This window comes from Clostridium luticellarii (genome assembly GCF_002995845.1).
GTDB classification, from domain to species: Bacteria; Bacillota; Clostridia; order Clostridiales; family Clostridiaceae; genus Clostridium_B; species Clostridium_B luticellarii.
In genome coordinates, this window is sequence record NZ_PVXP01000073.1 from 1 (window position 1) to 14,839 (window position 14,839).

Sequence of the window (14,839 nt, forward strand, 5' to 3'; positions counted from 1 at the left end):
ATATTATATCTATATTATAATAATATAATTTTTAAGGCATTTTTTCAATGATGATTTTAATCTATTCTATCAATTGTATACAGATATTGTGATTATAACACAATAAAACTAGATGTTAATGCATAAGTTGCTATCACCTAAAATCATAGTATGTTTACACAAATAGATATTAAGGATATAATTATAAGATAAACACAATACGAATTGGAGAATGAAAATGATAATGCAGAGAGAATTTACTGCAGGTGCAAAATACTGCAATCAAAATAGAGTAAAAAAAACTTTTTTTATTGAGACCTGGGGCTGTCAGATGAATGAAGAGGATTCGGAAAAGCTGTCCGGAATGTTGAAAAAAATGGGCTATAAAAAAACGGAGAATAAAATTCAGGCAGATTTAATTATATTTAATACCTGTTGTGTAAGAGAAAATGCAGAACTTAAAGTATATGGTCATCTGGGTGCATTGAAGAAGCTAAAGGAGGAAAAACCTGGTCTTATAATAGCTTTATGCGGATGTATGATGCAGCAGAAACATATGGCGGAAAACATAATTAAGAAATATCCTTTTGTAGATATAATTTTTGGAACTCATAATTCCTACAAATTTCCTCAATATTTAAATGCAGTACATCAGAACAACAGCTCTGTGGTTGAAATTCAGGATCGAGAAACGGGTATTGTGGAGGGAATCCCTATAGATAGAGAAAGTACTATAAAGGCCTTTGTCACTATAATGTATGGCTGTAATAACTTCTGTACCTATTGTATAGTTCCTTACGTTAGAGGCAGAGAGAGAAGCCGTAATCCCGTAAATATTGAAAATGAGATAAAAAATCTGGTTTCAAAAGGTTACAGGGAAATCACACTTTTAGGTCAGAATGTGAATTCATATGGTAAGGATTTGCTTCCCAGAGTGGGTTTTAGCCAGCTTCTAAGAAGAATCAACAATATAAATGGACTTGAAAGAATTAGATTTATGACATCACATCCCAAGGATTTGACGGAAGATGTGATAGATGCGGTTTTGGAATGTGACAAGGTGTGTGAACAAATACACCTGCCGGTGCAATCCGGTTCCACTAATATACTGAAAAAAATGAACAGAAATTATTCCAGGGAACAGTACTTGAACCTGATACATAAAATAAGAGAAAAAATTCCGGAAGCAGCTATTACTACAGACATAATGGTTGGCTTTCCCGGTGAGAGTGAAGAGGATTTTGAAGAAACTTTAAAACTGGCAGAGGAAGTTAAATATGATTCTGCTTTTACCTTCATATATTCTAGAAGAGAAGGAACTCCTGCAGACAAATTGGAAACTCAAATTCCAGAGGATGTAAAACATGAAAGGTTTAACAGGCTGGTAGAAGTTGTAAATAAATGTTCGGCCAGGAGAAACAGGGCATATGAGGGGAAAATAGAGGAGATACTGGTTGAAGGTCCCAGCAAGAATGACAGTAGAAAACTTACGGGAAGAACAAGAACTGGAAAACTGGTGAACTTTCAGGGAGATATGGATTCCATAGGAAAATTGGTGAAAGTTAAAATAACCAGGGCAAATTCTTTTTCACTTCTAGGGAAACAAGTACAATAGAAGGAGGAACTAAAAGTGGCATTGACTCCAATGATGAAACAATATATGGAGGTAAAAGAAAAATACGCAGATTATATACTGTTTTTTAGATTAGGTGATTTTTATGAGATGTTTTTTGATGATGCAAAGACAGCAGCCAGGGAATTGGAATTGGTTCTTACCGGAAGGGACTGCGGGCTCGAGGAAAGGGCACCCATGTGCGGAATTCCTTATCATGCTGCCAGTTCCTACGTTGGACGTCTTATAAACAAGGGCTATAAGATAGCCATATGTGAACAATTGGAAGATCCTGCTCTGGCAAAAGGTATAGTTAAGAGGGGGATTATCAAACTTATAACTCCTGGTACTTATACGGATTCCGGATTTTTGGAGGAGAATAAAAACAATTATATAATGTGTTTGTATATAGATAAGAATAATAACTCTGCACTTTGTTTTGCGGATGTGTCTACAGGAGAATTCAGTTGTACAGATACTCCTTTTAATTTGTCCATAATTTTGGATGAAATATCCAAATACAGTCCCAGCGAAATATTAGTTCAGAAAAATATGGATCTTTCTACCTTGAATGAAATAAGAGAATTTTTTAATGGATCTTTTACTGAATTGGATGAAGATTATTTTTCTGGAAACACGGAGAAAATATTAGAAGGACAGTTTGAAAATTTTAATCTGAAAGAATATACACCTGAAACCATAAAATGTTGTGGCTCTCTGTTGAAATATATACATGAAACACAAAAAGTAAATTTTTCTCACATAAATGAATTGCAGCACTATAATGTAGTTGATTATCTGACAATAGACAGCAATTCCAGAAGAAATTTGGAGATAACGGAGAGCTTGAGGGAAGGCAAAAAGAAGGGGTCCCTTCTCTGGGTAATAGACAAGACCAATACTGCTATGGGAGGAAGGCAGCTTAGAAGATGGCTGGAACAACCACTAATGGACAGAAATAGAATAATTGAAAGATTGGATGCAGTGGAAGAACTTTCCGGTGATATATCCTTCCAGGAGGATTTAAGGGAATCATTGAAAAATATATACGATATTGAGAGACTTGTGGGAAAAATATCCTCTAAAAGTGTGAATGCCAGGGAATTGAATTTCCTTAAAAACTCAATAGAAAAAATACCTGATATCAAATCTATACTGTCTCATTTTAAAAGCAAACTGCTGAAAAACATGTATGAGAATTTAGATGAACTGAAGGATATATATTCATTGATAGACAATTCTATATTGACAGAACCTTCACTTTCACTTAAAGAGGGTAACTTGATAAAAAGAGGATATGACAGTAAGATAGATGAATTGAGAGAGATAAAGATTCACGGAAAGGATTGGATAGCTGATCTGGAACACAGGGAGAGGGAATTTACCAAAATAAAATCTTTGAAAATAGGTTATAACAAGGTATTTGGATATTATATTGAAGTAACTAAAAGTAACTTGAACTTAGTACCGGAGGGAAGGTATATAAGGAAACAGACCCTTTCAAATGCAGAGAGGTATATAACCCCGGAGCTTAAGGAAATGGAAGACAAAATTCTGGGAGCGGAGGATGAACTTGTATCTCTGGAGTACAGTGTTTTTCTTAAAATAAGAGATGCAATAGAAAAACAAGTCCACAGAATGCAGATCTCTGCCGGAATAATTGCCCAAATTGACTGTTTGAGTTCGCTGGCAAAAGTGGCCGTAGAAAACAACTACTGCAAACCTGAGATCACGGTTTCAAATAAGATAATGATAGAAGATGGAAGGCATCCTGTAGTGGAAAAGATGATTCCATCGGGAGATTTTATATCAAACGACACCTACATGGATACCTCTGAAAATCAACTTCTTCTGATAACAGGTCCGAATATGGCAGGTAAATCCACTTATATGCGCCAGGTGGCACTGATTGTAATCATGGCTCAGATTGGATGCTTTGTGCCGGCTAAAAGTGCCTCTATATCCATTTGTGACAAGATATTTACCAGAATAGGTGCGTCGGATGACCTGGCTTCAGGCAAGAGTACCTTCATGGTGGAAATGTGGGAGGTTTCAAATATATTAAAAAATGCTACCAACAGAAGTCTGGTGCTGCTAGATGAAGTTGGAAGGGGAACCAGTACTTATGACGGCCTCAGCATAGCCTGGTCCGTAATAGAATATATATGTAAAAACAGCAAATTGAAGAGCAAAACGCTGTTTGCCACCCATTATCATGAACTGACCAGTCTGGAGGGGAAAATAGAAGGAGTTAAAAACTACTGCGTGTCAGTTAAAAAAGTGGATAATAGTATAGTGTTTTTGAGAAAGATTATAAAAGGCGGTGCTGATGAATCCTATGGCATTGAGGTTGCAAAGCTTGCAGGACTTCCTGAGGGGGTCTTGAAAAGGGCCAGGGAGATACTTAAGAACCTTGAAAATGGGAAAGCAATTGTTCATTTGAAAGACAAAGAGCAGCATATTAAAAATCCCAATGATTCTGAAAATAGTAAGAAACTGAAAAAGGATGAAAATATTAAATTAAACAGGCAGCTGGGATTTTCCGACGTAGAGAAAGAATCTCTGGTCAAGGAAATTAAAAATATAGACATATTAAATATGACACCTATAGATGGTTTCAACAAACTTTATGATATAATAAAGAGAGCAAAGTCTATATCTAGTGATTCCTAGATTTAGTGGTGCTTATATAATAAAGCATTGAAAGACAAAGGATTGGTATATCATGAAAAGAATAAATATACTGGATATAAATACTTCAAATAAAATTGCTGCAGGTGAGGTGGTGGAGGGACCTTCTTCTGTGGTAAAAGAATTACTGGAAAACAGCATAGATTCGGGTGCTAAGAATATAACTGTAGAAATTGAAGAAGGCGGTGAAAAATCTATAAAAGTGGTAGATGATGGCTCTGGAATACATCCCATGGATATAGAAAAAGCCTTTATGCCTCATGCTACAAGTAAAATAGAAAATGTGGAAGACCTGGAAAAGATAAGCACCATGGGATTCAGGGGTGAAGCACTGGCAAGCATAGCTGCTGTATCTAAGGTGACCCTTAAAAGCAGAACTGAGGGATTTGATTCAGGCAGAGAAATAATAATAAATGGAGGAATATCAAAGGGCGTCCAGCAAAGTGGATGTAATCTTGGAACTACGGTTTTGGTTGAAGATCTGTTTTTCAATGTGCCTGCAAGACAGAAATTTTTGAAATCTCCAGGCAGAGAAGCTGCGGAGATTTCAGATATAATAAGCAGACTTTCACTTGCCAATGCTGATATTTCTTTCAAATTCTCTAAAAATGGGAAGAAATCTATAATCACTTATGGTACGGGAAAGGTAATGGACGTTATACGATGTATCTATGGTAAAAATATCTACGATAACATAATTCCCATAGAAAAACACAGCGATGTGATTTCGATTTATGGGTATATAGGAAATTCCGAAATAAGCCGTGGAAGCAGAAATAATCAAAGTCTGTTTGTAAATAGAAGATATGTGAAAAACAGGGCAATAGCTACGGCTGTAGAAAAAGCTTTTAAGTCTTTCATCACCATAAACAAATTTCCTTTTTTTATATTGTTTCTGGACATATTTCCCGAATTTGTAGATGTAAATGTCCATCCTGCCAAGTGGGAGGTAAAATTCAGTGATCAGGGCAGGATATTTAAATTTGTGTTTGATGCTGTCCATGAAGTACTGAGAGACAGTTTGAGGGATTCTTTTACTATTGAGCCGGAAGAGGAGAAGCTGGATTCCGGAGAGATGGAAAAAATTCAGATTCCAGTTGATTTAAAGCCTTCAAATTATGAAAATTATTTCAAGGAACATTATGAAGAAGATCATAAAAATGAGAACAACTACAATACAGTTCATGAAAACAAATATGATTTTCAGAAGAATGCCGGGTATTCATATAAAGACCATACTGTTCCAAAAAATTCTTTGGATCAAATGGAAAATAGAATTGAAGGTGTTGAAGAAGCAGCTAAATTTCCTCATCTTAAAATACTGGGGCAATTTCACAACACTTATATAATAGCAGAAGCTGAAGATAATCTATATATGGTAGATCAACATGCAGCCCATGAAAAGATCCTTTTTGAAAAATATAGGAAAAGTATTCAAAAAAGTGATGTACTGTCTCAAATACTGGTTACACCGGTGGTTATAGAGCTTACACCTGTTGATTACAGTTATTATGAAGAGAACGAGGATGTATTCAAAAGAACTGGATTCAATATAGAATCATTTGGAGATACAGCTTTGAGCATAAGAGAAGTACCTATGATACTTGGAAAACCTGATGTTAAAAATCTATTTATGGATATACTTGACAACTTGAAGAACATGGGCTCGGGGGAAACTTGGGAGGTAAAGTATCTTGCCATAGCCACCCTTGCCTGCAAAGCTGCCATTAAAGCCAATGATCACCTATCGCAGATAGAAATGGAACATTTACTTGAGGAATTGAGATTTATAGAGGATCCTTTTACCTGTCCTCATGGAAGGCCTGTTATAATAAAATTCACTTTAAATGATCTAGAAAAGAAATTCAAGCGTATACAGTGAGGAGAAGAATATGCAAGATTTATTTATACTGACAGGCCCCACTGCAGTTGGAAAAACTGATATATCCATAGAAATTGCTAAAAATTTGAAGAGTGAAATAATATCAGCAGATTCCATGCAGATATACAAATATATGAATATAGGTTCTGCAAAAATTACAATAGAAGAAATGCAGGGGGTACCACATCATCTAATAGATATTATCGAACCAGATAGAAGTTTCAATGTATCGGAATACAAAAAATTGGCGGTAAAAACTATAGATGATATATCCAAAAGAAACAAACTCCCAATGCTTGTGGGTGGAACAGGACTTTATATCAATTCCATTATTTTCAACTATGATTTTACAGATGCCAGGGTAGATAAAGACTACAGAGAGCAGCTACAAAAACTTGCACGTGAGAAGGGCAGGGAATATGTACATTCTCTTTTAAGAGAAGTAGATGCGGTATCCTATGAAAAACTTTATCCAAATGATTTAAAAAGAGTTGTTAGAGCCTTGGAGGTTCACAAACTTACTGGAAAAACTATAAGTGAATTCAACAACCGTAGAGACTTGTATAAAATACCGTATAATATATATTATTTTGTTCTCACCATGGATCGTGCCGAACTATACCGAAGGATAGACAGAAGGGTGGATACAATGCTTGAAGAAGGGCTTGTGAGTGAAGTTGACAGATTGAAATCCAGGGGGTATACCAAAGACATGCAGTCCATGAAGGGCATAGGCTACAAGGAAATATTCAGTTATTTAGAAGGCAGAATATCTCTGGATGAAGCTGTATATTTGGTGAAAAAAGGAAGCCGAAACTACGCTAAGAGACAATTGACCTGGTTTAGGAAAGATAAAAGGGCCATATGGATAAACAAGGATGAATTCACTTGCAGCAGTGAAGTGGCCCAGCATATAATAGATATATTTAAGAGCATGCATCAGTCTACATTTAATGATTGATTTGTTTATTGAAAATTTTTGTGGTATGTATAAAACTATATAATAAAATTACGGAGGGTGAGAACTATGAGTAAACCAGCTAACAATTTGCAGGATGTTTTTTTAAACGGTGCAAGGAAAAATAAAATTTCAGTTACCATATACCTGACCAATGGGTTTCAAATTAAAGGAACTGTAAAAGGATTTGATAATTTTACAGTTATATTGGATTGTGCTGGCAAGCAGATGATGGTATATAAACATGCCATTTCCACTATAACACCTATAAAATCACTTTTATTTAGTGCACAAACTGAAACAGATGAATAACTAAAAGGTAGTGAAGCTATAAAATATTGTAAAAATATGAAGAAGGAATAGGTACTGCCTATTCCCTTTCTATGGTTAGGGAGGTATCAATATTGCTGGATATAACAGAAGAAAAACTTAAAAATACATACAAGATAGATAAAAAGACTATTGATTTATATGAAAGAGCTCTGGATGATGTAAAGGATCAATTTGAATACTATGATGAAATAAGAGAATACAATCAGATAAAGGTTTTAGATGCAATGCAGAAGGAAAATATAAGTGATTCGCATTTCACCAATTCTTCAGGTTATGGATATGGTGATATAGGCAGAGATTCGCTGGATAGAGTGTATGCCAGAATATTCAATTCTGAAAGTGCACTTGTAAGGCCTCATTTTGTCAATGGCACCCATGCCCTGTGCTGTGCGATTTTTGGGAATTTACGTCCTGGGGATACAATGCTTTCGGTATGCGGTACACCTTACGACACACTGCACGATCTTATAGGAATAGGAGAAAACAAAAAACTTGGTTCTCTCAGGGAATATGGTATAAATTATGAGCAGGTGGATTTAGGGAAGAATAATAAAATAGATTTTAAGAGTATAGGAGAACATCTTAAAAAGAACGACAGTATAAGATTGGTGCATATACAGAGATCTACCGGTTATGGCTGGAGAAAATCTCTTCTTGTATCCGAAATTAAAGACATAATTGATTTTGTAAAACAGATAAAACCTAATGTGATATGTTTTGTAGACAATTGTTATGGAGAATTTATAGATACATTGGAGCCTACAGATGTAGGGGCCGACTTGGCAGCAGGTTCCCTTATAAAGAATATTGGAGGAGGTATAGCACCTACGGGCGGTTATATAGTCGGCAAGGAGGAATATATAACTCAAGCCTCCTACAGACTTACTGTTCCGGGAATAGGAGGGGAATGCGGATCAACTTTTGGAGTTATGAGACTTTTATATGAAGGACTATTTTTAGCCCCTCATATTTCTATGGAAGCATTAAAAGGTGCTGTTTTTTGTGCTAGAATCATGGAGCTGGCAGGCTTTGAAGTACTTCCCAAGTACAATGACAAGCGAAGTGACATAATACAGGCCATTAAATTCAATGATAAATCTAAATTAATAGATTTCTGCAGATCCATTCAAAAAGGTTCCCCCATAGATTCTTTTGTCAAATGTGAACCATGGGATATGCCTGGATATTCGGATCAGGTTATAATGGCTGCAGGAGCATTTGTGCAGGGAGCCTCCATAGAACTATCTGCAGATGCTCCTATAAGAGAGCCCTATATAGGATATCTTCAGGGCGGACTAACTTTTGATCATGCTAAAATAGGTATACTTATAGCCTTATCCAGTATATTGTAAAATCTGATTTTTAAAATAGAGATTTAGCTTTTAGATAAGGTGGATCTCTATTTTTGCAACTGCAACTTAATATTTTCTGTATATAGCCACCAGTCTTCCTATTATTTTGCAGTCATCTACTATGATAGGAGACATATTTTTATTTTCAGGCTGTAATCTTATACTGTCTTTTTCTTTGAAAAACCTTTTTAAAGTAGCTTCGTTTTCAATCAGGGCTGCAACTATATCTCCATTTTCCGCAGAATTAGTCTGTTCTAATATAGAAAAATCACCGTTAAATATGCCCGCATCTATCATACTTTCTCCTCGTACTTTCAATATAAATAACTTTTTATTGTTTTTAATATAATCTACAGGTACAGGGAAAAAGTCCTCCACATTTTCTGTTGCCAGAATGGGCATTCCTGCTGCTATTTCACCTATGATAGGTATATATATCATTTCTTTTTTGGGAGTTGAGTTTTCTATAATCTCTATAGTCCTGGATTTGATTCCGTCTCTTTTTATAAGGCCTCTTTTTTCTAATTTAGCAAGATGGTTGTGCACAGTGGAAGTGGATTTTAAACCAACAGCTGCACATATCTCTCTCACAGATGGTGGATATCCTTTTTCTCTAATTTGAGATTTTATAAATTCATATATCTGAAGCTGTCTGTTATTAGTGTAATCTTTCAAGTTAAACACTCCTATAATTTATTTATTTGATGGAGAAAAGCATTTCTTCTAGACAAACTCCATCTGAATTAAGAATCACTTGATGTGAATTATATCATAGAAGTTGACAAATATCAAACTTATGTTCTATACTAGTTTTATTATATGCTGTAAGAAGGAGATATTATGAAGAATTGTTACTGTGTACTTGATAAAAACAAATTATGTGATGACTGTGGTGAATGTGATATCTGTGATTTGAATCCAGACAAAAAATGCGACAATTGCGGCAAATGCCTTGAAATGAAAGATTACGATATGAAAGCCGTGAAAGTTGACGATATTATAGATGATGAAGATGAATTCAGGACATATGAAAAAGATGAGGAAGAATATTGCTTGAATGATTTTCATTCTCATCTTGCTGATGGAAAAGGGAATGATTCAAATTCCGAGGAGGATTCCAATGTTGAATTCATAGATGATATAGACGGCTTGAAAGAGGCTCTTGAAAATGAGGAAATTTTCAAGAAAGTAGCCTATGAAGAATATCCTGGACTTATAAGAATACAAAAAAAACACAAAGATAAATAGCAGTCTTATATTTGAAGCTGGAAAAAATTCCAGCTTTTTGTTATTTCTCCTCTTCTTCACTTAGAGGATTTGATTTCACCGCTTCTCTAAGCTTTTCGTCATCTACATGGGTGTATATTTGAGTGGTGGATACATTCTCATGTCCCAATATTTTTTGAAGACTTCTTATATCTACATTTCCATATTTATACATAAGTGTGGCCGCAGTGTGTCTTAACTTGTGGGGAGTGTATTTGCTGCTGTCAAGTCCTGCATTTTTTAAATATTTTTTGAGCATGAGCTCTACAGTTCTCTTGTTTATTCTAGTGTAATTTCTGCTGATAAAAAGGGCATCTTTATCCTTTATCTTATTGTAATGACTGTTCCTTTCATTTAGATAATTTTTCAGAGCTTTTATGCAGGCTTTATTTAGATATATAGTTCTCTCCTTATTACCTTTCCCGATTACGGTCAGTGTATCATCTTTAATATTTGAGATATTTATGCCGCACAATTCTGAAAGCCTCATGCCACAATTTAAAAAAAAGGTTATAATACAGTAATCTCTTTCCTTGAATTTTCCATCTACAGCCTTTAGCAAAACTCTGCTTTCCGACAGACTCAAATAAATGGGATTCCTCTTGCTTATTTTGGGAGATTCCAGTTCAAGTGCAGGATTCTCGGTTATAATTTTAGCTTTATTGTTCAGATATTTGAAGAAGGATTTTAGGGAAGCTACTTTTCTGGCCCGGGTATAGCTTCCGTTGTTTCTGTAATTTTCAGCAAAGGATATAAAAGCAAATAAATCGCTTAAATTTATCTGTCTTATAAAGTTTTCATCTATATCTCTTATATCTATTTTTTTAAACTCATATTTTTTATCTTTGACAACACCTTTATAGAGCTTTAAAAATCTGAAAAACATGGTCAGATCCACTTTATATCCGCTTAAGGTGTTTTTTGATTTTCCTTTAATGGTTCCAAGGTAATTCAGAAAATCATTCAAGCACCTGGGAAGCCTGGTATCATAGATATTTTTAAAATCATACTGCATAAGTCAATCCCCCATTGCAAAAATATGTTTAACTTCGCTAAATGTAAATTTAGCGAAGTTAATATTCTATAAAAGTATCCCATAATCCTCTTTTTTTATTAAAATAATTAATGATTTTTTATGACAAATTTAATAATTTATGTGCTATTCATGTACTATAAAGTACATACAACTTATGCGAAATGTTTGTATTTCACATATTGTTTTAATTTGTAAAAAATATGAACGTCAAATTTTGCTTCTATTTCAAATGATAATATTTATCAAATATATGGTAAAAGTCCTCGAGATAAAATGAATTTTCACTCTAACCATAATTCATTTTATCTTTGAAAGAGTTATCACCATATTGTGGAAATAAAGTGGACATTTATAATATTGAAATATTTCCACAATATGGTGATAAAATTGTGAGTTCATTTTTCTCCCCTATTTACCTTTTTTCTTACTGAAAGAATATAAGCTTGTATTGTGTAGAATTTACTTTTTGTAGTCTTGATTTGCTTGTAGAAAAAGAAAATAAAAAGTGTTTTAATGTATAAATTATAGGTTTTAAGTTTTTTGAAATTATTTTTTTTAACAGAATTGGAACTTAATTTGCATATGAAAATAATTTGGTAGAATTGAATAAATTTTTAAGATTAAGGTAAAATATACAAGTGTATAGATTATGCTATTAATTTAAAAAGGACAGGAGGTTTTGCTGCTATATAAAAATCTGTACTTTATATGAGCAGCTGTTTATATATGAAAGTAGGTATTCCAAAAGGATTATTGTACTGCAAATATCACCCTTTTGTTGAAACTTTTTTTGAAGAATTAGGAGCTGAAATAGTGACTTCACCTGACACGAATAAATACATATTGGATCTAGGGGTAAAATACTGTGTAGATGAAGCATGCCTTCCTATAAAAATATTTCATGGCCATATAGCTGCAGTGAAGGATAAATGTGATGTAATACTCATTCCAAGGGTGATGCAGCTTAAAGAAAGAGAATTTATATGTCCTAAATTTTGCGGACTTCCTGAAATGGTGTTGAATGATATTCCTGATATGCCCCCTGCAATCACTTATCCTGTATATGCTTTTCCCAAGAGAAGATTTATGAATTGTATACTGAAAACAGGTTTTGTGTGTACTAAAAATATTTTCAAAATCAGAAAAGCTTATAAAAGAGCTTCAGAAATACAAGGTAAATATGAATTATCAGGAAATAAAGTAAATTTCCCCCTTAAAGTGGCTTTGGTGGGTCACCCCTACAACATAAGTGACAGTTTCAGCAATATGAATATAGTAAAAAAATTGAATAAGCTTGGTATTGGTGTGCTTACTGAAGAAAATGCAGATGAAACTGCAATAGAGGGGGAAGCCGCAGAGCTGTTTAAAAAACCATTTTGGACTTTTGCTCGAAATTCTTATGGCTTTTCCACTTATATGGCTGAAAACGGAAAAATAGATGGAATAATTTATATATCCTCTTTTGCCTGTGGCATAGATTCTGTAGTAATAGAACTCATAAAAAATAAATTGGATAATTTTCCCCTTCTGGTCTTGAAAATAGATGAACAGACTGGAGAAGCTGGTTTTAATACTAGAATTGAAGCTTTCCATGACATGATAGAAAGGAGATGCTATAATTCATGAAGGTAACTTTTCCACATATGGGCAATACATGCCTTGCTATAAAAGCCGTATTTGATGGCTTGGGAATAAATTACGTAATTCCCCCTTTGAACAATGCAGATGCGCTGGAAATAGGCGTTCAGTATTCTCCAGAAGAAATATGTCTCCCTTTTAAGATAATGATTGGCAACTATATTCAAAGTATAAAAAAAGGTGCGGACACAATCTTGATAGTTGGAAGCTGTGGGCCCTGCAGATTTGGAGAATACTGTGAACTTCAAATGAATTTATTGAAAAAATTAGGATACAACAAATTGAATTTTATAGTGCTGGATTATCCAAAGGACATAGGCTTGAAAGAACTTCTTAAAAGAATAAGTATAATTTCTTCAGAAAGTAAGAAAAGTACCCTGGAAAAATTGAGGATAGCCGGATTGGGAGTTAAAATAGTAAATTTGATGGATGACATTGAGAAGAAGGCAAAATTTCTCTCTGGTTATGAATTACAGAAAGGCCAATGTAAAAATATATTAAACCAGTGCAGAGAAAAAGCTTTAAAAACTGCCTCTCCAGAAGAAATGATATGTGTACTGAAAAATCATGCCAGGAAATTAAAGAGTGTCCCTGTTTCAAAAGACAAAAGACCTTTAAAGGTTGCTATAATAGGTGAAATATATACCATAATAGAGCCATTTTCAAATCTGTTTATAGAGGAAAAACTTATGGATTATGGAGTATCTACAATCAGATATCTTACCCCCAGCTGGTGGGTTAAAAATACGGCTCTGTCCCCGTTTAAATTGAATTCAATCAATATAAGGAGAGCTTCAAAAAAGTATCTGCCTCTCTATATAGGAGGTCATGCCAGAGAATGTATAGGGGAAGCTGTGCTGGCCAGTGAAAAAGGATTTGACGGTGCAATTCAGATTTTTCCCGTAGGATGTATGCCTGAAATAGTATCAAAATCCATACTCCCCACCATATCAAAGGATAAAAATTTTCCTATACTCACTTTGATAGTAGATGAAATGACCGGTGAAGCAGGATACATAACTAGAATAGAAGCTTTTTTAGACTTACTTGAAAGGAGAAAAGATAATGTATTATATGGGAGTTGATGTAGGTTCCGTAAGTACAGATATTGTAATAGTGGATGAAAAGATAAATGTACTTGAATCTTTATATTTAAGGACAAAAGGAAGACCTATAAATGCAATTCAAGAAGGATTTAAGTTTTTAAAAGACCAATATAAGGATACTGATATAGCGGCGGTGGGCACTACAGGGAGCGGAAGACAAATTGCAGCCTCTATCATAGGAGCAGATGTGGTTAAAAACGAGATAACCTCCCATGCGGTTGCCGCTCTGTACTTGGATCCTGATGTGAGGACCATAATAGAAATAGGTGGTCAGGATTCTAAAATCATACTGCTGCAGGATGGAGTTGTATTGGATTTTGCAATGAATACAGTATGTGCAGCAGGAACCGGTTCTTTTCTTGACAGGCAGGCTTCAAGACTCGATATTCCGATAGATGAATTTGGAAATTATGCCTTAGAATCAAAGTCCCCTGCAAGAATAGCTGGAAGATGTGCAGTATTTGCCGAATCGGATATGATACACAAACAGCAGCTTGGGTACAGTAATCCGGATATAATAAAAGGATTGTGTAACGCCCTGGTTAGAAATTATTTGAACAATGTAGCTAAAGGAAAAGATATACATCCAAAGATATTCTTTCAGGGCGGAGTAGCTGCCAATATAGGCATAAAAAATGCATTTGAAGAGGCATTGGAGGAAAAAGTAGTAGTACCTAAAAATTTCAAGGTAATGGGAGCTATTGGAGCAGCTATTCTGTCAAAAGAAAAGCTGGAAAGAAATAATATGACTACCAACTTCAATGGATTTGATCTGATAAATATAAATTTTGTATCTAAGAGTTTTGAATGTACAGGATGCCCTAATAGATGTGAAGTTGTAAAAATTCTTGGCAGCAAGAAAATTATAGGATTCTTTGGTGGTAGATGTGAAAAGTGGAATAAAACTATTTCCGCATAGGAAATAGTTTTATTTATGCTTTAAATCAATTTGACAAAGATAAAAATTCTAAGATATAATATATATG

At 34.5% G+C, this 14,839-nt stretch carries 12 protein-coding genes; 10 read left to right on the forward strand and 2 right to left on the reverse strand.

Annotated elements, in window-relative coordinates; translation table 11 throughout:
• The first annotated feature begins 223 nt into the window (after positions 1–223).
• From miaB to CLLU_RS15740, 6 genes are all read left to right on the forward strand, one after another.
• A complete protein-coding gene (gene miaB / locus CLLU_RS15715) occupies positions 224–1,594 on the forward strand; it encodes a tRNA (N6-isopentenyl adenosine(37)-C2)-methylthiotransferase MiaB (RefSeq protein WP_106010734.1) in 1,371 nt (456 codons plus the stop codon).
• A 15-nt stretch (positions 1,595–1,609) separates the two neighbouring features.
• Positions 1,610–4,264, forward strand: a complete 2,655-nt coding sequence (gene mutS / locus CLLU_RS15720) for a DNA mismatch repair protein MutS (protein WP_106010724.1) — start codon at positions 1,610–1,612, stop codon at positions 4,262–4,264.
• A gap of 52 nt (positions 4,265–4,316) precedes the next feature.
• Positions 4,317–6,164 (forward strand): DNA mismatch repair endonuclease MutL, encoded by a 1,848-nt coding sequence (gene mutL / locus CLLU_RS15725; RefSeq protein ID WP_106010725.1) that lies wholly within the window; start codon positions 4,317–4,319, stop codon positions 6,162–6,164.
• 10 nt (positions 6,165–6,174) lie between these two features.
• Positions 6,175–7,125 carry a tRNA (adenosine(37)-N6)-dimethylallyltransferase MiaA gene (miaA, locus tag CLLU_RS15730; protein WP_106010726.1) on the forward strand — a complete coding sequence of 317 codons (951 nt, stop codon included), beginning with the start codon at positions 6,175–6,177 and terminating at the stop codon, positions 7,123–7,125.
• Positions 7,126–7,191: 66 nt separating this feature from the next.
• Positions 7,192–7,434, forward strand: coding sequence for an RNA chaperone Hfq (gene hfq / locus CLLU_RS15735; RefSeq protein WP_106010727.1), 243 nt, complete (start codon positions 7,192–7,194; stop codon positions 7,432–7,434).
• A 92-nt stretch (positions 7,435–7,526) separates the two neighbouring features.
• Positions 7,527–8,807 carry a methionine gamma-lyase family protein gene (locus CLLU_RS15740; RefSeq protein WP_106010728.1) on the forward strand — a complete coding sequence of 427 codons (1,281 nt, stop codon included), beginning with the start codon at positions 7,527–7,529 and terminating at the stop codon, positions 8,805–8,807.
• A gap of 66 nt (positions 8,808–8,873) precedes the next feature.
• On the opposite strand, the gene lexA is transcribed toward CLLU_RS15740, so the two are convergent.
• Complete coding sequence (gene lexA, locus CLLU_RS15745; RefSeq protein ID WP_106010729.1) at positions 8,874–9,482, reverse strand: transcriptional repressor LexA; 609 nt, start codon at positions 9,480–9,482, stop codon at positions 8,874–8,876.
• Positions 9,483–9,647: 165 nt separating this feature from the next.
• Between lexA and CLLU_RS15750 the strand changes: the two genes are divergently transcribed.
• Positions 9,648–10,055, forward strand: a complete 408-nt coding sequence (locus tag CLLU_RS15750) for a hypothetical protein (RefSeq protein WP_106010730.1) — start codon at positions 9,648–9,650, stop codon at positions 10,053–10,055.
• A gap of 40 nt (positions 10,056–10,095) precedes the next feature.
• Here CLLU_RS15750 and CLLU_RS15755 read toward each other — a convergent pair whose 3' ends face one another.
• On the reverse strand, positions 10,096–11,088 hold the full coding sequence (locus CLLU_RS15755; RefSeq protein WP_106010731.1) for a tyrosine recombinase XerC: 993 nt from the start codon (positions 11,086–11,088) through the stop codon (positions 10,096–10,098).
• Positions 11,089–11,835: 747 nt separating this feature from the next.
• Here CLLU_RS15755 and CLLU_RS15760 point away from each other — a divergent pair.
• The 3 genes from CLLU_RS15760 to CLLU_RS15770 are packed head-to-tail and all read left to right on the forward strand — an operon-like array spanning position 11,836 to position 14,772.
• Entirely contained in the window at positions 11,836–12,735 is a 900-nt protein-coding gene (locus tag CLLU_RS15760; RefSeq protein WP_106010735.1) for an acyl-CoA dehydratase activase-related protein, read from the forward strand.
• On the forward strand, positions 12,732–13,832 hold the full coding sequence (locus CLLU_RS15765) for a 2-hydroxyglutaryl-CoA dehydratase (RefSeq protein WP_106010732.1): 1,101 nt from the start codon (positions 12,732–12,734) through the stop codon (positions 13,830–13,832). Before CLLU_RS15760 ends, CLLU_RS15765 begins: the two co-directional genes overlap by 4 nt.
• Positions 13,813–14,772 carry an acyl-CoA dehydratase activase gene (locus CLLU_RS15770; protein ID WP_106010733.1) on the forward strand — a complete coding sequence of 320 codons (960 nt, stop codon included), beginning with the start codon at positions 13,813–13,815 and terminating at the stop codon, positions 14,770–14,772. Before CLLU_RS15765 ends, CLLU_RS15770 begins: the two co-directional genes overlap by 20 nt.
• The last annotated feature ends 67 nt before the right edge of the window (positions 14,773–14,839 follow it).